The sequence below is a fragment of the Tenacibaculum sp. TB-53 genome (genome assembly GCF_059716285.2).
Window position 1 is genome coordinate 233649 of the sequence record NZ_CM202790.1, and the last position, 23974, is coordinate 257622.

Here is a 23974-nt window from a genome sequence, read left to right on the forward strand (position 1 = left end):
TTTTATATAATTAACGAAAATCAAAAGATATTTGAATAGTCAAAATAATAATCAATATTATCTAAAATAAATACGAGACAGATGAAAAAAACAATTTTAACAATGATAATTTTATTTGGGTGCTTAACAGCTATGGTAGCTCAAAATACACATACAGTTTCAATTGATTTTAAAGGGATAAAATCAGATAAAGGTGCATTATTTGTGGCATTATACAATACGGAGAAAAGTTTTTTAAAAGAAGGGTATAAGGGAGAGATCGTAAAGATTACTAATAAAAAGGCTAGGGTTGAGTTTCACGATATTCCAAAAGGCACATATGCGGTTTCTTGCTTTCATGATACAAATAATAATAAAAAAATGGATACAAACTTTATAGGAATACCAAAAGAGCCAATAGGAGTTTCTAACGATGCAAAAGGATTTATGGGACCTCCAAAATATAAAGACGCCAAATTCTTGGTAAATAAAGACATATCATTAGTAATTAATATAAATTAACAAAAGAAGAATTAGTTACTTGATAGAGTATTGAAGATATCCTACTTCCTGTAGAGTAATAAAAACAAAACAATTAAGATTAAAAGATGAAAAAAATAATCACATTAGTACTATTAATATTTACAATAAGTGTTTCAGCACAAAGTAAATACGAAAAAGGAATGACAAAGGCATTTGAGTTATGGGGAGCAAATGAAACAACGGAAGCAGCTCAATTATTCGAACGTATTTCTAAAGCAGAAAAAGACAACTGGTTGCCGTCTTATTACGCAGGAATGATTAACATTTTAGAAAGTTTTCAAATAAAAGAAGAAGCAACGTTAATAGCTAAATTAAATAATGCACAAGAGTTTTTAGATATCGCAAAATCCATTTCACCAGAAAACCCTGAAATATTAATTACACAGGCATTATTACATGTTTCATATATGGCTTTTGATGGACAGAAATATGGAATGACGATGTCTATGAAAAATGCGGCGTTGTATGAAAAAGCATTGAAAATAGCTCCTAATAATCCGAGAGTTATTTTAAGTAAAGCAGAGTCAGATATGGGAGCAGCTCGTTTTTTTGGACAATCTACAGAGCCTTTTTGTAATAATGTAAAAAGAGCCATTGAACTAGGAAAGGAAGAAAAAATAAAAGAAAAATTTTATCCTAAATTTAATATACAAAGGGCAGAACAGGTGTTGAAAAAGTGTATGAAGTCCTAATACTTTTCTATTAACTGAACTAACAAGTTAAAAGAATCTTCATTAGCTACCCATTTTTTATACTTTTTAAAAGGGAGTTGTTGAAGGTTTTTTGTTGGATATAATTGATGAAAAATAGTAAGGGCAGCTGCAAAACTTCCAGTTGTTGAAGGATGAAAGTTATCTAAGCTATATAAAGACTCTTTGCCTTTATAAGTATTGTATTCTTTCCATAGATTACCTACAGGAAATAACAAAGCATTATTTTGTTTGGCGGCAGATTTGTGATTTTTAATTACTTTATCAAAAGTATGGTAATATCTAACGGATGGCCATACCATAAAGTAACCAAGTTTGGTGTTATATTGCTCGCAAAAGGCTTTTATTGTAGCCCCATCTTGTACTAGCATTCTTTTTCCTTCTGCTTGTGAGGAAGGACCTTGTTGAATAATTAGATAATCGAATTGTTTTTTAGCTAGTAATTTTTGAAGTTTTCCTTCGTTAATATGATCAATAATAGCGTAATTAGGGTAACATAAGCTCTTGGTTTTAATAGTAACACCATGTTGTTTACCAATATACTCCAACATTTTAGGCATGTTGTTCATATAGGTTAAACTATTTCCAACGAATAATATTTGTTGTGCTTGAACTGGAAGTTGAAGAAAGAGAAGTAAGTAAAGTAGTTTTTTCAAAGAAGTTAGTATTATGTTTTATACCTCTAAATTTAACTTATTTTTCAATTCTATTCTACCAAAAGAGGTAATAATAATTTCTCTAGAGTTTGGTTTTTTATGTAACCAATCTTTTTTAATCATTGCTTCGAGAAGAGAAGCTCCTAATGCTCCTGCAATATGATGTCCTCTTTTGCTCCAATCTAAATATTGATGAGCAAAAAAGCGTTTTTTTTATTGAATAGATTAATAATGTGTTTTCTATAGTGTTTATAGTTACTTACGTGTTTATTTGAGTGTAAAAGTACATGGCGTTTTTATATCTTATTTCATTGTAAAATGAAGTATGTAATTTATATTAATAAAAAACAAATGCTTTTCTATAAACAGGCAAAGCTGTAAGAAAAGCATTTAGTTAAGTGTTTTACTTTTTAATAAAATGGTGTTTATTGCTGTACTATTTTACATCAATAACAAACTCATCTCTAGGAATTCTAACTTTTTTCATTGGTTTAATCCAGTCCTTTTCATCATCGGCATACCCAATGTACATCAATGATACACTTTTTAAGCCTATTTTATCTAACTCTAAAACTTTATCAACCACTTTATTGTCAAATCCTTCAGCAGGACAAGTGTCTACTTTTAACTCTGCTGCTTGTGCTAGAGCTAAGCCTAAAGCAATATAAGTTTGTCTTGAGGTGTGTGCAAAATTAACTTCATTAGGAAGATTTAAATATGCTTTTTTAAGCATATCTGTATAACTGCTAAATCTTCCTCTAGGTAAACCTCTTTCATCAGTAGTAAAATCATATACTTTATCTATTCTTTCTGCGGTATAGTTATCCCAAGCAGCAAAAACTAATACATGTGAGCAGTCTTTCATAGAGTCAGGGTTTAAGGCTCCTTGTACTAATTTTTCTTTAACTTCCTGATTAGATATTGAAATGACTCTAAACTGTTGTAGTCCTGATGAGGTTGGTGCTAATCTAGCAGCTTCTATAATTTTTTCAATATGTTCTTCGCTTACTTTTTTATTTGGGTCAAAAGCTTTTACAGCATGTCTCCAGTTAAGGTTTTCTATTAATGACATTGTATTAATATTTAATTATTTGTTGTATTTAATGTTACTTCAATATTTCCTCTTGTAGCATTTGAATAAGGACATACTTGATGTGCTTTTTCGGTTAAATTTTTAGCTTCTTCTAAAGAAACTTCAGGAATATTTACATCTAAGGCTACTGCAAGTCCAAAGCCTCCATTTTCTATTTGGCCAATACTTACTGTTGCTTTAACGGTAGTTGTACCAGTGTTAATTTTAGATTTTTTAATAACTAGGTTTAATGCACTGTCAAAACAAGCCGAATATCCTGCTGCAAAAAGCATTTCAGGATTTGGATAGTCGTCATTAGCGCCTCCAAGGGCTTTAGGGTGTCTAACATCAAGTTCTAAAACTCCGTTTTCACTTTTTACATGTCCATTTCTTCCACCAGTTGCTTTGGCGCTGATATTATAAATTGTTTTCATTATTTATTAATTTGATTTAAAATATATTCTATTGTGTTTTTAAGCTCTATTAATTTTTCTGTAGAAACATTTAATGAAGTCATCATTTGATCAGGAATACAAGTTGCTTTTTTGTGTATGCTTTTACCTTTATCTGTAAGGTTAATTTTTACAACACGTTCATCGGTGGTTTCTCTTTTCCTTTCTATAAGGTGTTTTTGCTCTAGTCTTTTTAATAAAGGAGTAAGAGTGCCACTGTCTAAGTTTAGTTTAGTGCCAATTTCAGATACACTTTGATTGCCTTCTTCCCATAAAACCATCATTACTAAATATTGAGGATAGGTTAAGTCTACCTCTTTTAATAAAGGTCTGTATAAACTAATAATTTCCTTGGCAAGTGTATATACAGGAAAACATACTTGATTTTTTAATTTTAATTGTTCTGACATAATTTACTTAAATAACAACACAAAAATACCTTACAATTAAATTGCGCGCAATTTAATTGTGTTAATATTACGTGAAAATAGTATTAACTAATTTAGTTCCTAAAAGTTTGGTATGCTATTTAATTAGATAAGGGCTTTCTTAACTCAATTTCCATTGCTCTTTTATAAAAGTTAGCAAACTCTTTTTCTCTATATTTTACTCTCATTGCAGCTAAAACATCAGGCAGCCCTAAGGTAAACCAATTCCAAAGCATGGTGTTAAAATTGTATTTATACATTTGTTTACCTACTTCATTTCTTATTTGCAAGATTTCAGGGGTAGAAATACCGTTTGTATTTAACAAGTTAATTATATTTAAATCATCTTCATGTGTATAAACTGTGTCAAGGTAAGGCTCTAACAGCCAATTCCAGTTTTTAGACTCTTTAAAGGTTGTAATATTGTTTTTTTTAACAAAACTTTTTAAAAGTTCAGCTTTTTCTTTTTGGATAAAAATTACTTCATCCTTAATTTTGATTAAAGGAGGATAAGATTGGTAGCATATAGCGTCTATTTCACAAGCTTTAATTTTTTTATTAGGAAATACTAATGAAGGTTTAAAGGGGTACTTTACTATTTCTATTTCAGTACTTAAAATTTTAGACGTTCCAATTCCGCAAATCATGGTATTCATTTCATAGTTTTTATTTTTTTAATTCATTGACTAATTTTCTAGAAGTCACTGTGTCATAAATTATTTTTAGTTTCATTATTTTGTACTCAGAATCAAACTCAATAATATCAACAACATCAAATTCTACTTTTTTATTATTCTTTAAAGTCCATTTGTAAGTAAAGTAGAGTGCTAAATTATTAGAGTTATTTTGTTCAAAAATTCCTTTTATGAAAAGTTCAGAGTTAGAAGTGTCATTATTTAATTCAAGATAAAATTCGTCGGCTTTTCTTATTTCATAAATAGGTGATTCAACAATCCCATTACTATTAAATAAACTAATAATCTCTTTTATGTTTCCGTTTAGGAGATGCATTATATATTTTTTTGCTATTTCAATTTTATTCATAGATAAAAGTTTATTATTTCTTTTTTAACAATGTGTCGGTGTTTTACTTAAACTATTTAAATAATTTACATACCGGATTTTTTCCTTTGTTTTACTATCAGTTATTACAGAGCCTGATTCCTGGATTAACTAAAAGAAAAATTTAAATTATAAGAAATATTGTTGTGAGCAGTTTTTTCATACTATAAAACAATATTTTTTGAAACGAATATAAAAACAATAGCAACGAAAACAAATTACTTTTCAAAAATCACTTTCTTCTATATAATTTTAGTATTTGTAATTATCAATAAAACAAAATAAACAGAATGAAAGAGCAGGTTACGATTTTAAAAAATGAAGAGTATTCTTTTAGAGAGTTCAACGGAGGTATTGCAATTTTAGATTATATAGGACAATCAACAAGTGTTGTGATGCCCGACTATATAAACAATAAACCTGTAACGTATATATTAAGGGAGGCTTTTGATGATAAAGGGCTCAAAGCAGTAATCTTACCAAAATTTTTAGAATATATAGACGAGGATGCCTTTTATAAAAATGAAATTAAAGAGTTAGTTATACCGTCAAAAGTTACAGAAATAAGAGGTGGAGCTTTTGGAAGAAATAAAATTGAAAAACTCATTATAAAAGGATCATTAACAACAATTCATATGTTTTGCTTTGTAGGAAATGCACTTACGAGTATAGATTTACCAAAATCGGTCACTAAATTATGTAATGATTGTTTTGCTGAAAATAATTTTGAAGAACTTACAATTCCAGAGCACATAACAACCTTAGGGAGCGACTCCTTTAAGGATAGCAAAAAGTTAAAAAAGGTAACTTTACCTCAAAAATTAGAAGATAGTATTACTGGAGCTTTTAGAGGATCAGATATTGAAAATATTGATTTCGTAATATATTAAGGAATAAACTTCTTTATTTTTTAATAGTTAACTATCTAACTTTTTTCTTATTTCACATGGGTTGCCGAAAGCGAGCACGTCACTGGGGATGTTTTTAGTAACAGTACTACCAGCACCAATAGTTACATTATTTCCAATAGATACTCCAGGAAAAATTATAGAATTACCACCAATCCAAACATTATCTCCAATAGTTACTGGTTTGGTTGAAGTTAGATAATGAGTTGTGTTATTGGAGTTAATAATACGATCAGAAGCTTTTATGGGGTGTGTAGCGGTATAAATTTGTACATAAGGAGCTATTAAACAATTTTTACCAATGGTAATTTTATTATTGTCTAAAAACATACAGTTAGTGTTTATAAAAGTATTTTCTCCTATAGAAATATTTTCACCATAATCACAAAAAAAAGGCGTTTCTATCCAAACTCCATTACCTTTTGAAGCAAAGAGTTCAGATAAAATTCTATCTCGTTCTAGTGTTAACTCTGAATTTAAGAAATTATATTCTTTTAATAACTTTCTGGTTTTGTGGTAAACTTTAATTAATTCAGGATCTCTTGAATTATAGTAGTCACCATTTAGCATTTTTTGTTTTTCTGTCATCCTTTTAAATAATTTAGTAAGTCTTCTAGTTTTTCGGTAGAATCTTGTAGCCCTCCTTTTCGGTTTCTAAGTAACCAAATTGTTTTATGGTTTTCTATTAAAGTTGTAAGTTCAGAAGCTAATTCCTTTCTTTTTTTCTGTGGAATATTTTTTGTAGCCGTATTTTTAGCTGTTAATCTTGCTAAACCTAAATCAATTCCAAAAAGAGCCAGTTTAGAAGCTTGTTCTAGTTCTTTAATAACGATTAAAGAATCTAAAGCTGTTGGTTGTGCTTTATGTAATAATGCGAGTCCTTTTTTAATTTCAACTTTAGAAGCTAATAAACCACTTTTGGTAATATGTTTGGTTTGGTAATGTCCTTTTATAGTCCATCTAAATCGTCTAATCATTAAATGAAAAGCGTTAGCATTTCCTTCAGGTATTTTAGCTTTTAAGTAAGAATTTCCTAAAGTTAAGACAGCTTTGGCAGCATAACCTGTAGCATCTTTAAATACAAACTTGTTTAAAAGAAAGGCTAAATTTTTTTCTGTTTTATCAGAGTAATTCCATGCATAATTAGCTCCTAAAATTAAGGAGGGATAACTGACAGATTTTGGTTGAAAATGCCCAAAATCTCCCCAATCTGTTATGAGATAACCTTTGGCTTTATATTTTTTTCCTGCTACTGCAGCTTTTTTAAGATTTATAAAGGCATTGGCGTTTCTACCAATTTCAGAACGCCAACTAGACGTACCAGGGCACACGTAAAAATTTAAGTTAGCTTTATGGAATTTAGCTAAATTTTTATCGAAAGGATAAGTAGCATCGTAACCCCAAACTAAAGCAGTCATATTTTTAGGAATATCCTTTATTAATTTAGGATGATTTAGTACAATATCACCCCAAAACTGAGTTTTTTTTCCATTTTTTATAATCTCAGTGTTTAACTTTTTTAAAAAATTTAAATATACTTTTCCTTTACCAATAGAGTCGCATAATGATTTTGATTTACCTAAACCTAACTCTAAAGTTTCATCACCTCCTATATTAGCATAATTGCTAGAAAAGTTGGGTAAAAGCTCTGCATATAACTCTTGTATTAATTTAAATGATTCAGGGTTTGTAGGGGCGAGGGCAGTCCTTTTTTTATTACCCCATTTTGTTTTACAATTGGTTTCACACTCACTTAAACTTAAGTATTCATCATGTTTTAACCAATTTTCCATATGTCCAAAAGAATTTTGGTTAGGTACTAAATCTATTCCTTTTTTTAAACAATAAAAATCGAGTTGTTGAATTTGGCTGGCTGTAAGCGGACTCGCATTTTTCCATACAATGGGATGATTACGATAAGCAAAAGTATGTTCTGTATAAAGTTGTAACTCGTTAATTCGCCATATTGCTAATTGATCTATTAACTGATATAAACTTTCCATTTTAGGTACTTTGTTCCGACTTATATCTAACATGTAACCTCTCTTTTCAAAATCAGCCCAATCACTAATTTTAAGGGTAGGCAATGAGTTGTGCTTATCTTTAGCGTAAGATATTAATTGGTTTAAAGTTTGTTTACCATAACGTAAAGCACTTATATTTTTAGCAGATAAATTAATTTCTGAAGCTTTAAGTTCTAGCTCATATGCATCTATATTTGGAAGACTATTATCTATTTCAAAGCAAACTTTAAAATTTCCTCTGTTAGTTTGTATAATATGTTTACCTGTAAAGGCTTCATTATTACTTGTTTTTAAAAAATTATCTAAAAACATTATTTGTGCTTGTTCTACAGCAATAGTATTTTTCTTAATAGATATTTTTTGAGGTGTAAAAAGTAGGTGTTTTATAATTGTATCATTAGCAAAAGCCAAATAGTTTGAGAGTATAAAAATAAAAAAAACAACTCCTCTTAAATTCATATTAATATTATTTGCGATTAAAGTTTAAAGATACGTTTAATCTAGACTTTAGTTGTGTAAAGTAGTAAGATTTTAGCACTTTTAGTATCTGTTTTTTTGAAAATTTATAAGAATAGAAAGTCAAAGTACTCTCTGTGTGAAGTTCTAATTGTTAATGATGAAGTTGTTACTATAGCTTGTAAACATATTAATATTATGATTGATAATTTAACACACAGTTTTTTATTTTAGTTATTGTTATTTATAAAAGATTTATCGCTAAATTATCTATTAAATTTATTTTGCATATTAAGAAAATTTCTTTCAAGTGTTTTTATATATTTTAAGAACAGACAATTTTAAGCTATAAATCGAAAAGTTATTTGAGTCCAATCTAAAAATAATAATAAATAGAATACTTATGAGTAAAAAATATAAGATTCAAAAAAGCCCGTTTGTAGTACCAACGACAGATGGAAAACTAATTGAAGAGCATTTTGGAAATGCTACTGATGGAAATTCAAAAGTAAGTATAGCACACATGATAGCACCTCCAGGCTGGAGTGAGCCTTTTCAAACACCAGAATTTGAAGAATATACTTATATAATCAAAGGAAAAAAGCAATTTAATATTGATGGTGAAATTGTGGTGTTAGAAGCAGGACAATCGATTAAAATTGAAAAAAAGACACGTGTTCAATATTCTAATCCATTTACAGAACCCTGTGAGTATTTAGCAGTTTGTTTACCTGCTTTCTCAATGGGGTTGGTGCATAGAGAAGATAGTTAACAATATTCCTAAAATAATAGCAGCAAACTTTTGGTAGTTGAATTTATGGTTTTCCGTGCTTTCAAAAAGAATGATGGTTGAAATATGTAAAAACACTCCAACTATTAAAGCTGTAATTTCTGTATGGTATTGTTTCACTAAAAGAACGTTGTTAGATACTAAAATACCTAAGGGACTCATTAATGCAAATAAGGTTAAAAATAAAAAGACTGTTTTTTTAGAATACTTAGCATGTAATAAGAAGGTAGTTAAAACTATTGCAATAGGAATTTTGTGTACAACAATAGCCCATAATAAGTTGTCATCTGCATGATGAATAGGTAATCCTTCTGAAAAAGCGTGTACACATAAACTAATAAATAATAACCAAGGAAACTTAGACGAGTCAGAATGTAAATGTATATGTCCGTGTTCAGCACCTTTAGAAAAAGACTCTAATACCGATTGAATGATGATTCCCACTAAAATTAAAATACCAACTAATCTTGTGTTATTAGTGTAGAGATATACTTCTGGCAATAAATGTAAGATAGTTACTGATAGTAAATAAGCGCCACTAAATGCTAATAATAAGCGAACGAAGGTTTTACTAGGTTTTAGTGTAAAAACGAATAAAACACCTACTAAAACAGAAACAATTAGTAAAAAGTAACTCATTTAGCAACAATAATTAAGCGATCAGAAGATTGTGAATTAAACTCATTAAGACTGTAATCGCCAAAAACATGTGTTATTTGTAAATTGACACTATTAAAATATGATTGTAGTTTTTCTAAAGTTAAAAATTTTACACGCTCTGTATACGAGTGTGATTTTCCTTCAGCTGTAAAAGAAATATGTTTTAATATAAATCCGTCTTTAATTTCTTTTTTAATATTAAACTCAATACCATCAATAGTTTTTATTTCTTCTTTTATAAGTGTATTTTTTACTTTTTCAACATTTAAGAAGTCCAAGACAAATACACCGTTTTCTTTTAATCCGTTTTTAATACTTTTTAAAACAGCAATGTCTTCGTTATCATCTTCAAAATAACCAAAACTAGTAAAGAGATTAAATATAGCATCATATTTACTTTCAATAGGCTCTCGCATATCCCAAACTTCAAAATGAAGCGTGTCATTCTCAAACTGTTTGGCATGTTTAATACTATTTTTACTTAAATCACCACCCACAACGTCATATCCTAACGAGTTTAAGTATACTGCATGACGTCCTTTTCCACAGGGTAAATCAGCAATACGACTTAACTTAGGCAGTTGTAAGAAAGAAGTGATATTACGCATAAAAAACTGTGCATCGGCATCGTTTCTATGCTTGTATAAAATATGATAGTATGGTGTGTTAAACCACGAAGTAAACCAATCTGTTGTATTCATAATTATAAAGGTCTGCAAAAATACGCAAAACTTACGTTTTTTACATTCAAAGTAGAAAAGATTCATAACAACCCAAAATTAGCTGTACTTTTGCAATGAAATTTTACAGTTACATGGAAAAAGATTTTAAAATGACCGCCATAACCATGGCAGGTTTAGAAGGTGTTTTGGCAGATGAGTTACGTCAACTAGGAGCAATGGAAGTGAAAGAAGGAGTAAGGAGTGTTACTTTTAGAGGTGATAAAGGTTTTATGTACAAAGCAAATATAGCTTTACGTACTGCTATTCGTATTTTAAAACCAATTAAACGCAGTAAAATTTTTGATGAAGAAGATTTATACGAAGCAATTCAACGTGTAAAATGGGAACGTTTTTTGGATGTTGATGGAACGTTTGCGATAGGTTCGGTAGTAAATTCAAAGAACTTTACTTCAAATTCACATTATATTAGCTTAAAATCAAAGGATGCCATTGCTGATTATTTTATGCATAAGTATAAAAAGCGTCCGAATGTAGATTTAAAATATCCAGATGTAAAAGTTCATGTACATATTCACAAAGAATGGCTAACTATTTCGTTAGACTCATCAGGTGAATCGTTACACAAACGTGGATACCGAAGTGCTACGAATATTGCTCCGATTAATGAGGTATTGGCAGCAGGATTAATTTTACTTTCAGGATATAAAGGGGAAGAAAATTTTATTGACCCGATGTGTGGTTCAGGAACTATCTTGATTGAAGCTGCAATGATTGCGAATCAAATTCCTGCAAATATCAACCGTAAGCACTTTGCTTTTGAAAACTGGAAGGATTATGATGAAGATTTATACTTTGTTATTCAAGATTCGTTATTAAAGAAAATACGAAGTTCTCATTTCAAAATTATGGGGTTTGATAAGGCTCCATCGGCAGTTAGAAAAGCGCAGCAAAATATTATCAATGCTAATTTGAATGAGTTTATAGGAGTACATCACGTAAACTTTTTCAATTCTAAAAAAGAAGTATTTGGTAAAACTACAATTTTGTTCAATCCGCCTTATGGAGAGCGTTTAAATATTGATGTAGAAGAATTTTACAGAAAAATAGGAGACACCTTAAAGAATAACTATCCAAATTCAACTGCGTGGTTAATTACGTCGGATATTCAAGCGCTAAAGTTTGTAGGGTTACGAACGTCGAAAAGAATACCGCTTAAAAATGCAGATTTAGATTGCCGTTTTGTAAAGTACGAACTGTATGAAGGTAGTAAAAAAGCAAAGAAGAATTCTTCATTTAACGATGAAGAAGAATAAAAATAAAAACTCCGCTGAAAGGCGGAGTTTTTGTTATGGCTAATTATTCATAGCCAATAATTCGCGTAACTTCTCCTTTCCATTTAAGTTCTCAGGGTTTATTTCTAAACTCTTTTGATAATTTTTTATAGCTTTTCTTATTTGTCCATCTTTCATATATGCTTCTCCTAAAGAGTCGTATGCGTCATATGATTCGGGAAAAGAAAATACTTCAAGTGTAAATAAGTCAATAGCTTTTTCATAAAAACCTCTTTTAATCATTTCATAACCTTTAGTATTTAGCTCAATTTCTGAAAGCTTAAATTTAGAGCCCTTAATCATGGCTTTAGCTTTTTTAAAGCCACTATTTAAATAGGTTTTAATTACCTTTTTGGTAAAAAAGTAATTGTCTAGTTTGGGAGTGTTTCCAGAAATAGTTTTTTCTATAAAATAGCGTACATCTAAAAAGCCTTTATTGGCATCTTTATTTGTAAGAATTATTACAGTATATCCTTCTTGTTTATAAACTCGCCATTCGCTACCCACACCATAATGTCCTCCACTATGACCATATATATTACCTTCTTTTGGGTTTGGAAATTGCATTCCATAACCATAGTAACTGTCTTTTTTTAAAGGAATAGTGAATAGTTTAGTGTATTCTTTATTAAGTAGTTTATAGTCTTTCAAAGCATTAGAAAACTTATACAAATCATCTAAGGTGGTATATCCGCCCCCATGAGCACCACCTCTTACGGGATACGTGTGAAAGTTTATTTTTAGTTTATTTGGATAAATATCAGAAACGGTATAACCTTCAGCAGCATTTTCAATAGGATGATCCAAGTCATAATTATCAGTATTTTTCATAGAAGCTTTAGAATAGATATTATCTTCTAAATAAGTATTGTATTCTTTACCAGATATGGCTTCAATAATTCTACCAAGTATAACGTAATTGGTATTACGATATGAAAATGTTTCACCTGGCTTGTACTCCATTGGTTCATTTTCATAAAGAGAGCTAAAATCTTTTGAAAACCTATATAAATCTTTTGATCCTTCAATGAAAGATTTCCTAACAAAAAAATGAGTTAGTCCACTTGTATGTGTTAAAAGGTGAGCTATTGTTACAGAATCTCTAACAGTTTTATTAGGGTAATTTGGAATAAACTTTCCGATATTGTCTTGAAGTGATAATTTTCCTTCTTGTATTAACTGTAATATGGCTACAGCAGTAAATGACTTACCAATAGAACCTTGATTGAATTTTGTTTCTGTATTATTTTTAATCTTATGACCTATGTGGGCGTAACCGTATGCTTTTTTGAATAAAATGTTATTGTTTTTAGCAATTAAAATAGCTCCACTAAATCTATCTAAAGAATCTAAATAATTTACAATTTGAGTGATTTTAGGTTTTTTTAAAGTAGTAGCTTGTTCCTTGGCACAGGAGATAGTAATTAAAAGTACAAGTAAATAGGTTAATTTTTTCATTTTAATGATTACAATTTTTAGTTATTTTTTTTAAGGTTTTATAAAGCTGTTCTAGCTCTTTAATAGAAATGGTATTTAAGGCAGTTTTTCTATTTTTTTGTATTACAGGCTTTAGTTTCTTGATAATTTCTTTTCCTTTTTCTGTAATTTCTAATTTAGCTTTTCGTTTGTCTTCATTGTCTGTAAATTTTATCAGATAATCTTTCTTTATCATCAATTTTACAATTCGTGTCATTGAAGCGTAGTCTTTAAAAATTAAATCGGCAATTTCAGTTTGTGACTTGTCATTATTTTCAAGTAATAATAAAATCAAACCCTGATCTACAGTAATACTAGGTACAACTTCTGAGATATTATGTTGACTTAATTTGCGGTATGCTTTTATAGCTTCCTCAATAGAGTATAGTACTGTGGTGGTTGGTGTATTAAAATTCATTTTGTTTGATATATCAAGTAAAGATATAATTTTATTTGACATATCAAGTAAAAAAAATAATGACTAATCATTTTCTTAGATAGAGAAAAAATGCTGAGTTATTGATGTAAAGTTCTTGGAAAAGGAATACAATCATAAATGATTATACGGATACGACTGTCGTCAAAATACTTTAACAGAAGGGATTAATGCAATTTTGAAACATTAATCCTTAATTTATAAATGTAAGAGAGAAAAGGAATTAAAAAAACTCATTAAAAAGTCAATAAATATTTAGAATAATCTAAGACCACACGTGGGTTTGAATATGAAAACACTTAATTTTATACACAACAAAAAATAAGATAAACTAGTTTCTCTGGTTTAAATATATTTTTTAATAGGTAAACCTATTTTAGGATGACTCATTAATATTTCCATTTTATAATTATCAAACTACTTAAAAGTTCAATTATTTCTTTATTCAAAAGAGTTATTTCTTAAGGGAAATTTACCTGATAATTAAAAAGAGTAAAAGTAATATTTACCTAAATTATTTTTTTTTATTAAATTGTAAGAGGTTAGAGTATTGTAAATCAGTTTACTTTAAGTGTTTTTTACAGGTGTCACCTTTTAACTATTAATACAGTGCTAGTAAAAGCATTTAATCATACTTAAGAAAAAATAAAGTCAATTTAATAAAATATTATACATGATAATCAAGAAGTCCCACCCAAACAAAGTAAATAATGAAAAAATTAGCTACCCTCATACTTTTAGTTTTAAGCACAGCTACTATTGCTCAAGTAGGCATTGGAACCTTAACACCTAGTCTATCTGCTCAGTTAGATATTAAATCAGATTCCAGAGGCTTATTAATACCTAGATTAAATATTAATGATTTAAGTACATCATTACCAGTAAATAATAATACAATTAAAGAAAGTTTATTAGTTTATAACACTAATAAAAATTCTGGAAAAGGATTTTATTATTGGAATGGAGTGCTATGGGAACAATTAGTAGATATAACCACGGTCTCAAACCTGATTACTACACAAGTAGATAATCAACAAATAGAAAAATTCTTCTTAAATAGCTCTAATATTCTTACTCTTGAGTTGGAAAATGCAAGTTCTAAATCAGTCGATTTATCATCTCTTTTGCAAGAGAATGAGTTATTAACTGGTATAGGATCACCTATTAATAACTCTGTAGATCCTGTTACAGGAGTTTTATATGTAGATACTAATTCCGGAGATGTTTATAGCTCTGATGGTAGTTTATGGAGTTCAGTTGCATCGTCAGGACCAGACGGAAAATCAGCGTATCAAGTTTGGTTAGATGCAGGAAACAGTGGAACCGAAGCCGATTTTATCACTTCATTAAAAGGAGACACTGGAGCTGCGGGAACGAATGGAGTAGACGGAAAATCCGCCTATCAAGTTTGGTTAGACGCTGGAAACAGTGGAACTGAAGCCGACTTTATCCTTTCTTTAAAAGGAGATACCGGAGCTGCGGGAACGAATGGAACCAATGGGGCAAACGGAAAATCTGCGTATCAAGTTTGGTTGGACGCTGGAAACAGTGGAACCGAAGCCGACTTTATCACTTCATTAAAAGGAGACACTGGAGCTGCAGGAACGAATGGAGTAGACGGAAAATCAGCGTATCAAGTTTGGTTAGACGCTGGAAACAGTGGAACTGAAGCTGACTTTATCCTTTCTTTAAAAGGAGATACCGGAGCTGCGGGAACGAATGGAACCAATGGGGCAAACGGAAAATCTGCGTATCAAGTTTGGTTGGACGCTGGAAACAGTGGAACTGAAGCTGACTTTATCACTTCATTAAAAGGAGACACTGGAGCTGCAGGAACGAATGGAGTAGACGGAAAATCAGCGTATCAAGTTTGGTTAGACGCTGGAAACAGTGGAACTGAAGCCGACTTTATCACATCATTAAAAGGAGACACTGGAGCTGCGGGAACAAATGGAGTAGACGGAAAATCCGCGTATCAAACATGGTTGGATGCTGGAAACAGCGGAACTGAAGCCGACTTTATCACTTCATTAAAAGGAGATACCGGAGCTGCGGGAACGAATGGAACCAATGGGGCAGACGGAAAATCAGCGTATCAAGTTTGGTTAGACGCTGGAAACAGTGGAACTGAAGCTGACTTTATCACTTCATTAAAAGGAGATACCGGAGCGGCAGGAACGAACGGAGTAGACGGAAAATCAGCGTATCAAGTTTGGTTAGATGCAGGAAACAGTGGAACCGAAGCCGACTTTATCACTTCATTAAAAGGAGACACTGGAGCTGCGGGAACCAATGGAGCAGATGGGAAATCAGCGTATCAAGTTTGGTTGAATGCTGGAAACAGTGGAACTGAAACCGACTTTATCACTTCATTAAAAGGAGATACAGGAGCTGCGGGAACGAATGGAACCAATGGGGCAGACGGAAAATCAGCGTATCAAGTTTGGTTAGACGCTGGAAACAGTGGAACCGAAGCCGACTTTATCACTTCATTAAAAGGAGATGCCGGAGCGGCAGGAACGAACGGAGTAGACGGAAAATCTGCGTATCAAGTTTGGTTAGATGCAGGAAACAGTGGAACCGAAGCCGACTTTATCACTTCATTAAAAGGAGATACCGGAGCTGCTGGAACGAATGGAACCAATGGGACAGACGGAAAATCAGCGTATCAAGTTTGGTTGGACGCTGGAAACAGTGGAACCGAAGCCGACTTTATCACATCATTAAAAGGAGACACTGGAGCTGCAGGAACGAATGGAGTAGACGGAAAATCAGCGTATCAAGTTTGGTTAGACGCTGGAAACAGTGGAACTGAAGCCGACTTTATCACATCATTAAAAGGAGACACTGGAGCTGCGGGAACAAATGGAGTAGACGGAAAATCCGCGTATCAAACATGGTTGGATGCTGGAAACAGCGGAACTGAAGCCGACTTTATCACTTCATTAAAAGGAGATACCGGAGCTGCGGGAACGAATGGAACCAATGGGGCAGACGGAAAATCAGCGTATCAAGTTTGGTTAGACGCTGGAAACAGTGGAACCGAAGCCGACTTTATCACTTCATTAAAAGGAGATGCCGGAGCGGCAGGAACGAACGGAGTAGACGGAAAATCTGCGTATCAAGTTTGGTTAGACGCTGGAAACAGTGGAACCGAAGCCGACTTTATCACTTCATTAAAAGGAGATGCCGGAGCGGCAGGAACGAACGGAGTAGACGGAAAATCTGCGTATCAAGTTTGGTTAGACGCTGGAAACAGTGGAACTGAAGCTGACTTTATCACTTCATTAAAAGGAGATACCGGAGCGGCAGGAACGAACGGAGTAGACGGAAAATCTGCGTATCAAGTTTGGTTAGACGCTGGAAACAGTGGAACTGAAGCTGACTTTATCACTTCATTAAAAGGAGATACCGGAGCTGCTGGAACGAATGGAACCAACGGAGTAGACGGAAAATCAGCCTATCAAGTTTGGTTAGACGCTGGAAACAGTGGAACTGAAGCTGACTTTATCACTTCATTAAAAGGAGATACCGGAGCGGCAGGAACGAACGGAGTAGACGGAAAATCTGCGTATCAAGTTTGGTTAGACGCTGGAAACAGTGGAACCGAAGCCGACTTTATCACTTCATTAAAAGGAGATACCGGAGCTGCTGGAACGAATGGAACCAATGGGACAGACGGAAAATCTGCGTATCAAGTTTGGTTGGATGCTGGAAACAGTGGAACCGAAGCCGACTTTATCACTTCATTAAAAGGAGACACTGGAGCTGCGGGAACGAATGGAGTAGACGGAAAATCCGCCTATCAAGTTTGGTTGGATGCTGGAAACAGTGGAACCGAAGCCGACTTTATCACTTCATTAAAAGGAGATACAGGAGCTGCGGGAACGAATGGAACGAACGGAGTAGACGGAAAATCAGCCTATCAAGTTTGGTTAGATGCTGGAAACAGTGGAACTGAAACCGACTTTATCACTTCATTAAAAGGAGACACTGGAGCTGCGGGAACGAATGGAACCAATGGGGCAAACGGAAAATCAGCGTATCAAGTTTGGTTGGACGCTGGAAACAGTGGAACCGAAGCCGACTTTATCACATCATTAAAAGGAGACACTGGAGCTGCGGGAACCAATGGAGTAGACGGAAAATCCGCGTATCAAACATGGTTGGATGCTGGAAACAGTGGAACCGAAGCCGACTTTATCACTTCATTAAAAGGAGACACTGGAGCTGCGGGAACGAATGGAGTAGACGGAAAATCCGCCTATCAAGTTTGGTTGGATGCTGGAAACAGTGGAACCGAAGCCGACTTTATCACTTCATTAAAAGGAGATACCGGAGCTGCGGGAACGAATGGAACGAACGGAGTAGACGGAAAATCAGCCTATCAAGTTTGGTTAGATGCTGGAAACAGTGGAACTGAAACCGACTTTATCACTTCATTAAAAGGAGATACAGGAGCTGCGGGAACGAATGGAACGAACGGAGTAGACGGAAAATCAGCCTATCAAGTTTGGTTAGATGCAGGAAACAGTGGAACCGAAGCCGACTTTATCACTTCATTAAAAGGAGACACTGGAGCTGCGGGAACGAATGGAACCAATGGGGCAAACGGAAAATCAGCGTATCAAGTTTGGTTGGACGCTGGAAACAGTGGAACCGAAGCCGACTTTATCACATCATTAAAAGGAGACACTGGAGCTGCAGGAACGAATGGAGTAGACGGAAAATCAGCGTATCAAGTTTGGTTAGACGCTGGAAACAGTGGAACTGAAGCCGACTTTATCACATCATTAAAAGGAGACACTGGAGCTGCGGGAACAAATGGAGTAGACGGAAAATCCGCGTATCAAACATGGTTGGATGCTGGAAACAGCGGAACTGAAGCCGACTTTATCACTTCATTAAAAGGAGATACCGGAGCTGCGGGAACGAATGGAACCAATGGGGCAGACGGAAAATCAGCGTATCAAGTTTGGTTAGACGCTGGAAACAGTGGAACCGAAGCCGACTTTATCACTTCATTAAAAGGAGATGCCGGAGCGGCAGGAACGAACGGAGTAGACGGAAAATCAGCGTATCAAGTTTGGTTAGACGCTGGAAACAGTGGAACCGAAGCCGACTTTATCACTTCATTAAAAGGAGATACCGGAGCTGCTGGAACGAATGGAACCAATGGGACAGACGGAAAATCAGCGTATCAAGTTTGGTTGGACGCTGGAAACAGTGGAACCGAAGCCGACTTTATCACATCATTAAAAGGAGACACTGGAGCTGCAGGAACGAATGGAGTAGACGGAAAATCAGCGTATCAAGTTTGGTTAGACGCTGGAAACAGTGGAACTGAAGCCGACTTTATCACATCATTAAAAGGAGACACTGGAGCTGCGGGAACAAATGGAGTAGACGGAAAATCCGCGTATCAAACATGGTTGGATGCTGGAAACAGCGGAACTGAAGCCGACTTTATCACTTCATTAAAAGGAGATACCGGAGCTGCGGGAACGAATGGAACCAATGGGGCAGACGGAAAATCAGCGTATCAAGTTTGGTTAGACGCTGGAAACAGTGGAACCGAAGCCGACTTTATCACTTCATTAAAAGGAGATGCCGGAGCGGCAGGAACGAACGGAGTAGACGGAAAATCTGCGTATCAAGTTTGGTTAGACGCTGGAAACAGTGGAACCGAAGCCGACTTTATCACTTCATTAAAAGGAGATGCCGGAGCGGCAGGAACGAACGGAGTAGACGGAAAATCTGCGTATCAAGTTTGGTTAGACGCTGGAAACAGTGGAACTGAAGCTGACTTTATCACTTCATTAAAAGGAGATACCGGAGCGGCAGGAACGAACGGAGTAGACGGAAAATCTGCGTATCAAGTTTGGTTAGACGCTGGAAACAGTGGAACTGAAGCTGACTTTATCACTTCATTAAAAGGAGATACCGGAGCTGCTGGAACGAATGGAACCAACGGAGTAGACGGAAAATCAGCCTATCAAGTTTGGTTGGATGCTGGAAACAGTGGAACCGAAGCCGACTTTATCACTTCATTAAAAGGAGATACTGGAGCGGCAGGACAGGATACTACTTTATCAGGGGTGGGAAACCCTAATGGAACAGTTACAGGTGTTGCTGGTCAAGTTTATACGGATACAGCTTCAGGAATATTATATAAAACTAGTGATGGAATAACATGGAGTGTTGTAAATTCAGACACGCAAGATTTAAGTTTAAGTGGGAATACTATTAGTTTAGTAAACGGAGGAACTGTAGATATAGGAGCTTCTTCTTTAGCAGGAAATGTAGCAGGAAATAATACTTTAGCAACAACAAATCAAACAAATATTGCAAACATTAATTCTTACTTAGCAAGATTAAATAGTATAAGAGTTGTTAAGAACCCTACCAGCACCACAACTATTACTAATTCAGATGGTACAGTAATTATTGAACAAACAGGATTACTAAATCTCGGGTTAGGTGAAGATATAACAATACCAACTCCCAATAGTAGTAACCTAGGAAATAAATTGGTGATTGTAAACAGAGCAGGTAATGGCTTATTAATAGGACTTTCAGTAGCTTTAAATTTAAATATAATAGGAGGTGGCTCTATAAAAGGGTCTGGATTAAGCTCATTAGGTATATCCTTGTTAGGAATTAACTCTTCTATAACAATACAATGTGGTTTTGATGGAACCAATTACTATTGGTATAAAATTGATAGTACTTCTTTATAATAAGTTGATAATTATGAAAGAAAAAATAATATCATCAATAATTATGTGCTTTGTTATGGCTGTTAAAGCTCAAGTAACAAGTATTGGATCTCTTTATGTTTCTGAAAATACATTGGTAAGTATTCATGAAGATGTACTTATAAATGATTATGGAGCAATTACAAACGATGGCGATTTGTACTTGTTTAAAAACTTTACAAATAATGGAAAGTTTAAGTTTTCTAATAACAAAATAACTGGGTTTACAAGTTTTGTAGGTAATGAAAATCAAGCTATTTCAGGTAGAGGAACCTCTAGTTTTATGTTTGTAGAATTCAATAATGAATTAGAGGGATTAGTTTTTAATTTAGGTAAAGAAATAGAAATAGTAGGAACTACATTTTTTGAAAACGGTATTTTGAAAGTTGAAGAAAATGGGATAGTTACTTATTTAAATGGAGCAACGAACATGGGGGTAAGTAATAAAAGCTATGTGAATAATAAAGCACAAAAAATAGGAAACGAAAGCTTTACTTTTCCTGTAGGAGACTATCAGTCAAAAACTTTTATACCAAGAACGGTAACTATTTCTGCTCCTTCAGATCCAACTACAAAATTTTATGTCTGTTTTAATTGGGAAAAGGCAAACATTAATTTCGATAAAAAAGAAGAAGATATTGGTTTAATAGATATGAATGAGTTCTGGGAAGTTCAAAATAAATCAAACAACGAGTTGGTAGCATTAACTCTAACATGGAGTGATGTGACCACGCCAGAAGATATTTATTCAGATCCAAGTAAAATAATGATAGTACGATGGAACGGAGAGAAATGGATAAGAGAAAGAAAAAATATTAGCATAAATGTTTCAGATAAAAGTATAACTGCCAGGGTTTCTGGTTACGGCATTTTTACATTGGCTTGTGAAGAAAAAAGAGGAACAATTGATCCTGTTATAGATTTTTCTACCTCTAACTCTTTTTCTCCCAATGACGATGGTGTTAATGATGAATTTGTAATCCCTTATTTAGCAGAGAAATACCCTAAATTTAAGATGAAAATATACAATAGGTATGGAAATGTAGTATATAATTATAGTAATAATAATGAGTTGAATCCAGTTTGGTGGAATGGAAAGTCACAAGGTAAATTAACATTAACTGGAGATACAGAAGTCATGCCAGCTGCAACTTATTGGTATGTAATAGATTTTAATGACGGAAAAACAAAGCCTTACCAAGGTTGGCTGTATTTAAATAAATAGCTATATGAAAAAGAAAGCATATGTAATACTACTCATTTTATTAATAAACATAAGTAGTAAAGGTTTAGCTCAGCAAGATCCTCAATACACTCAATATATTTATAATATGGCAGTTATTAATCCTGCCTATGCAGGTAGTAAAGAGGGGATAAGTTTAGGACTACTGGCACGGTCACAATGGGTAGGTGTTAGTGGAGCTCCAAAGACATTTAGTGGATTTGTACATAGTTCTGTAAGTAGAAAAGTTGGGTTGGGGTTATCTTTACTTCATGATAAAATAGGTCCCGTAAGTGAAACACATGCTTATGCCGATTTTTCTTTTACTATAAACACATCAGAAAAAGCCAAGTTAGCTTTTGGGTTAAAGGGAGGAGCAACTTTTCAACAAATAGGACTGTTAACGTTAAATCAAGTAGAATCTAATGATCCTAAGTTTAATCAGAACAGTAATAAAACACATCCAAATTTTGGAGTGGGAGCGTTTTATTATCAAGAAAAATTTTATGTAGGAATTTCTATACCTAACTTATTAGAAACATTACATTTTGAAAGATCGAACGGGAAAATAACTAAAGCATCCGAAAAGATGCACAGTTTTTTAACAGTAGGATATGTGGTGGATTTAAAGAATAACTTTCAGTTAAAACCATCAACATTAGTTAAGTACGCAGATTCGACACCTTTGTCATTGGACTTATCATTAAATCTATTGTGGAATAATAAAGTGGAATTCGGAGTATCTCATAGGTTAGATGATTCATGGAGTGGAATAGTTAATTTTAAAATAAAGAAAAATCTACAAATAGGTTATGCGTATGATCATACTATATCTAACTTAGGAGAATTTAGTTCAGGGTCGCACGAGTTTTTACTATTATTCGATTTTAAATTAAGAGAAGATACTTATAAAAAACCAAGATTTTTTTAAATTTAAGAAGACTTTTTATCTTAAGCTTAATTTTAGAAAGCTATAAAAACTGTTCAAAAACAGTTTTTATAGCTTTTAGTTTTAAGCCCATAAACCACAGCACTCATCATTAATAGGCATCAGACAAGTAGTAGCTTCTTTAGGGGCGGGAATGCATAAATCTTTTACAGGATCATCACCGCCTCCATTGATAAATTGTTGTTCATTTTTGTTTAAGATAGAACCTAAGTTCAAAATGTTTTTAATCATATTTCCAGTTTTTAGAATCTAAAAATAAAAAGTTAATAGAAGGAAACTATGTAAAAAACCATAAAATAAGTAAGGTATTCTCATACTTTATATAATAAAATGAGTTTTTAAATTATTATAAGATTTTTTATTTTAATTCCATTTATTTCAGTGTGTTATGTTTTTTTGTATGGATAGGTAAAAAACACTTGTATCAAAATTATAGTCATTAATACTTAGTATTATTACGTTTATAGTTTTTTTCAAAGAAAAAGGGAAATAAGAGTTTAACTTCGTTACCACTAACTAATTAAACTTTTAAATTATGGCAACTACTGCAACACAAAACCCAGTAATTAACCAACAAGGTTCAGCAGCTATAGATTCAGGTCAGTTTGCAACCTGGAATACAGCGAATGGTTCACAATCTACTCTTACTATTACAAATTCTAGTAGAGCTAATACACTAACATTTACAATAGCAGGTGCACCTACAGGTGTTACTTGTTATGATAATGGAGCTACGAAACCAGCTAATGGATTATTTAATATTCCGCCAAACTCACCATCTTATAGTGTGGTGTGTAATGGAGATTTTGCAGGTTCGCAAGTAACCGTTTCTAATATTACTAATGCTCAGAATGATGCAACTGCAGAAATTCAAGCACAAACTACACAAGGTTAATAAAAAAAAGGATTGTATATAGTATGTACAATCCTTGCTTTTTTTGTATTAGCGAGTAATGCAGCATTTTCTCAAAGTATTACAAAATCCAAACTGGATACAATTGTGCTTTTAAAGAATGAATATGCTGTATTAGATACCAATAACGGGTCTCAATGTATTTGTTATATTAATAATATTAGTAAAGCTCAGCAAGCTACTGTTGTTAACACAGGAGATACTAATAATGTAAAATTTAATGACAGTACCTCGTTTAATGGTATTCATATTTTAAAGATTAGACAGCAGCTTATAGCTGTCGCTGATTTTAAAGGGAGTCAACTGATTGTATCCAATTTATCACCTTACGATGTAATAGTAATTGTATCTATTTTATGTCCTAAGGATGATTAGTTTATAGTGTATCACGATGCTTTTTTAAGGGGGGGTCAATTCCTCAGTTTTGATACTCATACTTTATTGCACTACCAAGTTATTTTACACA

At 33.0% G+C, this 23974-nt stretch carries 23 protein-coding genes; 10 read left to right on the plus strand and 13 right to left on the minus strand.

The window, feature by feature from the left end; genetic code table 11:
• The first annotated feature begins 81 nt into the window (after positions 1–81).
• Both AC3VJB_RS01135 and AC3VJB_RS01140 read left to right on the plus strand, forming a co-directional pair.
• On the plus strand, positions 82–501 hold the full coding sequence (locus tag AC3VJB_RS01135; RefSeq protein WP_082118675.1) for a DUF2141 domain-containing protein: 420 nt from the start codon (positions 82–84) through the stop codon (positions 499–501).
• 86 nt (positions 502–587) lie between these two features.
• Positions 588–1214: a hypothetical protein gene (locus AC3VJB_RS01140; protein WP_437824043.1), complete on the plus strand. Its 627-nt coding sequence runs from the start codon at positions 588–590 to the stop codon at positions 1212–1214.
• On the opposite strand, the gene AC3VJB_RS01145 is transcribed toward AC3VJB_RS01140, so the two are convergent.
• The 6 genes from AC3VJB_RS01145 to AC3VJB_RS01170 form a co-directional block, all read right to left on the minus strand.
• On the minus strand, positions 1211–1888 hold the full coding sequence (locus AC3VJB_RS01145) for an SGNH/GDSL hydrolase family protein (protein WP_159613918.1): 678 nt from the start codon (positions 1886–1888) through the stop codon (positions 1211–1213). The two genes, AC3VJB_RS01140 and AC3VJB_RS01145, sit on opposite strands and share 4 nt — an antisense overlap.
• A gap of 436 nt (positions 1889–2324) precedes the next feature.
• Complete coding sequence (locus AC3VJB_RS01150; protein WP_047790146.1) at positions 2325–2960, minus strand: nitroreductase family protein; 636 nt, start codon at positions 2958–2960, stop codon at positions 2325–2327.
• 11 nt (positions 2961–2971) lie between these two features.
• Complete coding sequence (locus tag AC3VJB_RS01155) at positions 2972–3394, minus strand: organic hydroperoxide resistance protein (RefSeq protein ID WP_047790147.1); 423 nt, start codon at positions 3392–3394, stop codon at positions 2972–2974.
• Positions 3394–3822 (minus strand): MarR family winged helix-turn-helix transcriptional regulator, encoded by a 429-nt coding sequence (locus AC3VJB_RS01160; RefSeq protein WP_047790148.1) that lies wholly within the window; start codon positions 3820–3822, stop codon positions 3394–3396. The genes AC3VJB_RS01155 and AC3VJB_RS01160 overlap by 1 nt, the downstream gene beginning before the upstream one ends.
• A 119-nt stretch (positions 3823–3941) precedes the next feature.
• Entirely contained in the window at positions 3942–4496 is a 555-nt protein-coding gene (locus AC3VJB_RS01165; RefSeq protein WP_053056739.1) for a hypothetical protein, read from the minus strand.
• A 10-nt stretch (positions 4497–4506) separates the two neighbouring features.
• A complete protein-coding gene (locus tag AC3VJB_RS01170) occupies positions 4507–4884 on the minus strand; it encodes a nuclear transport factor 2 family protein (protein ID WP_497666638.1) in 378 nt (125 codons plus the stop codon).
• A gap of 308 nt (positions 4885–5192) precedes the next feature.
• Between AC3VJB_RS01170 and AC3VJB_RS01175 the strand changes: the two genes are divergently transcribed.
• Positions 5193–5792 (plus strand): leucine-rich repeat domain-containing protein, encoded by a 600-nt coding sequence (locus tag AC3VJB_RS01175; protein ID WP_073184449.1) that lies wholly within the window; start codon positions 5193–5195, stop codon positions 5790–5792.
• Positions 5793–5819: 27 nt separating this feature from the next.
• Here AC3VJB_RS01175 and AC3VJB_RS01180 read toward each other — a convergent pair whose 3' ends face one another.
• Together AC3VJB_RS01180 and AC3VJB_RS01185 are read right to left on the minus strand one after the other, a co-directional pair.
• The gene (locus AC3VJB_RS01180; protein ID WP_047790151.1) at positions 5820–6398 is read right to left on the minus strand and encodes a sugar O-acetyltransferase; all 579 of its coding nucleotides are present in this window, start codon (positions 6396–6398) and stop codon (positions 5820–5822) included.
• Positions 6395–8293 carry a beta-N-acetylhexosaminidase gene (locus AC3VJB_RS01185; RefSeq protein ID WP_047790152.1) on the minus strand — a complete coding sequence of 633 codons (1899 nt, stop codon included), beginning with the start codon at positions 8291–8293 and terminating at the stop codon, positions 6395–6397. The genes AC3VJB_RS01180 and AC3VJB_RS01185 overlap by 4 nt, the downstream gene beginning before the upstream one ends.
• A gap of 400 nt (positions 8294–8693) precedes the next feature.
• On the opposite strand from AC3VJB_RS01185, the gene AC3VJB_RS01190 reads away from it, so the two are divergent.
• Entirely contained in the window at positions 8694–9062 is a 369-nt protein-coding gene (locus AC3VJB_RS01190; protein ID WP_047790153.1) for a cupin domain-containing protein, read from the plus strand.
• Here AC3VJB_RS01190 and AC3VJB_RS01195 read toward each other — a convergent pair.
• Positions 9030–9719, minus strand: coding sequence for a ZIP family metal transporter (locus tag AC3VJB_RS01195; RefSeq protein WP_047790154.1), 690 nt, complete (start codon positions 9717–9719; stop codon positions 9030–9032). The two genes, AC3VJB_RS01190 and AC3VJB_RS01195, sit on opposite strands and share 33 nt — an antisense overlap.
• Complete coding sequence (locus AC3VJB_RS01200; protein ID WP_047790155.1) at positions 9716–10441, minus strand: class I SAM-dependent methyltransferase; 726 nt, start codon at positions 10439–10441, stop codon at positions 9716–9718. Before AC3VJB_RS01200 ends, AC3VJB_RS01195 begins: the two co-directional genes overlap by 4 nt.
• 113 nt (positions 10442–10554) lie before the next feature.
• On the opposite strand from AC3VJB_RS01200, the gene AC3VJB_RS01205 reads away from it, so the two are divergent.
• Positions 10555–11736, plus strand: a complete 1182-nt coding sequence (locus tag AC3VJB_RS01205) for a THUMP domain-containing class I SAM-dependent RNA methyltransferase (protein ID WP_281980369.1) — start codon at positions 10555–10557, stop codon at positions 11734–11736.
• A 39-nt stretch (positions 11737–11775) separates the two neighbouring features.
• On the opposite strand, the gene AC3VJB_RS01210 is transcribed toward AC3VJB_RS01205, so the two are convergent.
• Positions 11776–13212, minus strand: a complete 1437-nt coding sequence (locus AC3VJB_RS01210; protein ID WP_437824051.1) for a serine hydrolase — start codon at positions 13210–13212, stop codon at positions 11776–11778.
• Between the two features lies 1 nt (position 13213).
• Complete coding sequence (locus AC3VJB_RS01215) at positions 13214–13648, minus strand: MarR family winged helix-turn-helix transcriptional regulator (protein ID WP_053056741.1); 435 nt, start codon at positions 13646–13648, stop codon at positions 13214–13216.
• A gap of 728 nt (positions 13649–14376) precedes the next feature.
• Here AC3VJB_RS01215 and AC3VJB_RS01220 point away from each other — a divergent pair.
• Genes AC3VJB_RS01220 through AC3VJB_RS01230 form a run of 3 tightly spaced genes read left to right on the plus strand, consistent with a single transcriptional unit; the run spans position 14377 to position 22577 of the window.
• The gene (locus AC3VJB_RS01220; RefSeq protein ID WP_497666639.1) at positions 14377–20406 is read left to right on the plus strand and encodes a beta strand repeat-containing protein; all 6030 of its coding nucleotides are present in this window, start codon (positions 14377–14379) and stop codon (positions 20404–20406) included.
• 13 nt (positions 20407–20419) lie between these two features.
• The gene (locus tag AC3VJB_RS01225; protein ID WP_173360741.1) at positions 20420–21649 is read left to right on the plus strand and encodes a T9SS type B sorting domain-containing protein; all 1230 of its coding nucleotides are present in this window, start codon (positions 20420–20422) and stop codon (positions 21647–21649) included.
• Positions 21650–21653: 4 nt separating this feature from the next.
• The gene (locus AC3VJB_RS01230) at positions 21654–22577 is read left to right on the plus strand and encodes a PorP/SprF family type IX secretion system membrane protein (protein WP_497666640.1); all 924 of its coding nucleotides are present in this window, start codon (positions 21654–21656) and stop codon (positions 22575–22577) included.
• 81 nt (positions 22578–22658) lie between these two features.
• On the opposite strand, the gene AC3VJB_RS01235 is transcribed toward AC3VJB_RS01230, so the two are convergent.
• Complete coding sequence (locus AC3VJB_RS01235) at positions 22659–22826, minus strand: hypothetical protein (protein ID WP_159432127.1); 168 nt, start codon at positions 22824–22826, stop codon at positions 22659–22661.
• Between the two features lie 304 nt (positions 22827–23130).
• Between AC3VJB_RS01235 and AC3VJB_RS01240 the strand changes: the two genes are divergently transcribed.
• Positions 23131–23490: a hypothetical protein gene (locus AC3VJB_RS01240; RefSeq protein WP_173360739.1), complete on the plus strand. Its 360-nt coding sequence runs from the start codon at positions 23131–23133 to the stop codon at positions 23488–23490.
• A gap of 12 nt (positions 23491–23502) precedes the next feature.
• Positions 23503–23883, plus strand: coding sequence for a hypothetical protein (locus AC3VJB_RS01245; protein WP_125064387.1), 381 nt, complete (start codon positions 23503–23505; stop codon positions 23881–23883).
• Positions 23884–23974 lie beyond the last annotated feature (91 nt).

What these genes read in the sequence shown, in the direction of transcription:
- AC3VJB_RS01135 (WP_082118675.1), top strand. Translation starts at nt 82, where the DNA reads ATGAAAAAAACAATTTTAACAATGATAATTTTATTTGGGTGCTTAACA.
- AC3VJB_RS01140 (WP_437824043.1), top strand. Translation starts at nt 588, where the DNA reads ATGAAAAAAATAATCACATTAGTACTATTAATATTTACAATAAGTGTT.
- AC3VJB_RS01150 (WP_047790146.1), bottom strand. Translation starts at nt 2,960, where the DNA reads ATGTCATTAATAGAAAACCTTAACTGGAGACATGCTGTAAAAGCTTTT.
- AC3VJB_RS01155 (WP_047790147.1), bottom strand. Translation starts at nt 3,394, where the DNA reads ATGAAAACAATTTATAATATCAGCGCCAAAGCAACTGGTGGAAGAAAT.
- AC3VJB_RS01160 (WP_047790148.1), bottom strand. Translation starts at nt 3,822, where the DNA reads ATGTCAGAACAATTAAAATTAAAAAATCAAGTATGTTTTCCTGTATAT.
- AC3VJB_RS01165 (WP_053056739.1), bottom strand. Translation starts at nt 4,496, where the DNA reads ATGAATACCATGATTTGCGGAATTGGAACGTCTAAAATTTTAAGTACT.
- AC3VJB_RS01170 (WP_497666638.1), bottom strand. Translation starts at nt 4,884, where the DNA reads ATGAATAAAATTGAAATAGCAAAAAAATATATAATGCATCTCCTAAAC.
- AC3VJB_RS01175 (WP_073184449.1), top strand. Translation starts at nt 5,193, where the DNA reads ATGAAAGAGCAGGTTACGATTTTAAAAAATGAAGAGTATTCTTTTAGA.
- AC3VJB_RS01180 (WP_047790151.1), bottom strand. Translation starts at nt 6,398, where the DNA reads ATGACAGAAAAACAAAAAATGCTAAATGGTGACTACTATAATTCAAGA.
- AC3VJB_RS01185 (WP_047790152.1), bottom strand. Translation starts at nt 8,293, where the DNA reads ATGAATTTAAGAGGAGTTGTTTTTTTTATTTTTATACTCTCAAACTAT.
- AC3VJB_RS01190 (WP_047790153.1), top strand. Translation starts at nt 8,694, where the DNA reads ATGAGTAAAAAATATAAGATTCAAAAAAGCCCGTTTGTAGTACCAACG.
- AC3VJB_RS01195 (WP_047790154.1), bottom strand. Translation starts at nt 9,719, where the DNA reads ATGAGTTACTTTTTACTAATTGTTTCTGTTTTAGTAGGTGTTTTATTC.
- AC3VJB_RS01200 (WP_047790155.1), bottom strand. Translation starts at nt 10,441, where the DNA reads ATGAATACAACAGATTGGTTTACTTCGTGGTTTAACACACCATACTAT.
- AC3VJB_RS01205 (WP_281980369.1), top strand. Translation starts at nt 10,555, where the DNA reads ATGGAAAAAGATTTTAAAATGACCGCCATAACCATGGCAGGTTTAGAA.
- AC3VJB_RS01210 (WP_437824051.1), bottom strand. Translation starts at nt 13,212, where the DNA reads ATGAAAAAATTAACCTATTTACTTGTACTTTTAATTACTATCTCCTGT.
- AC3VJB_RS01215 (WP_053056741.1), bottom strand. Translation starts at nt 13,648, where the DNA reads ATGAATTTTAATACACCAACCACCACAGTACTATACTCTATTGAGGAA.
- AC3VJB_RS01220 (WP_497666639.1), top strand. Translation starts at nt 14,377, where the DNA reads ATGAAAAAATTAGCTACCCTCATACTTTTAGTTTTAAGCACAGCTACT.
- AC3VJB_RS01225 (WP_173360741.1), top strand. Translation starts at nt 20,420, where the DNA reads ATGAAAGAAAAAATAATATCATCAATAATTATGTGCTTTGTTATGGCT.
- AC3VJB_RS01230 (WP_497666640.1), top strand. Translation starts at nt 21,654, where the DNA reads ATGAAAAAGAAAGCATATGTAATACTACTCATTTTATTAATAAACATA.
- AC3VJB_RS01235 (WP_159432127.1), bottom strand. Translation starts at nt 22,826, where the DNA reads ATGATTAAAAACATTTTGAACTTAGGTTCTATCTTAAACAAAAATGAA.
- AC3VJB_RS01240 (WP_173360739.1), top strand. Translation starts at nt 23,131, where the DNA reads ATGGCAACTACTGCAACACAAAACCCAGTAATTAACCAACAAGGTTCA.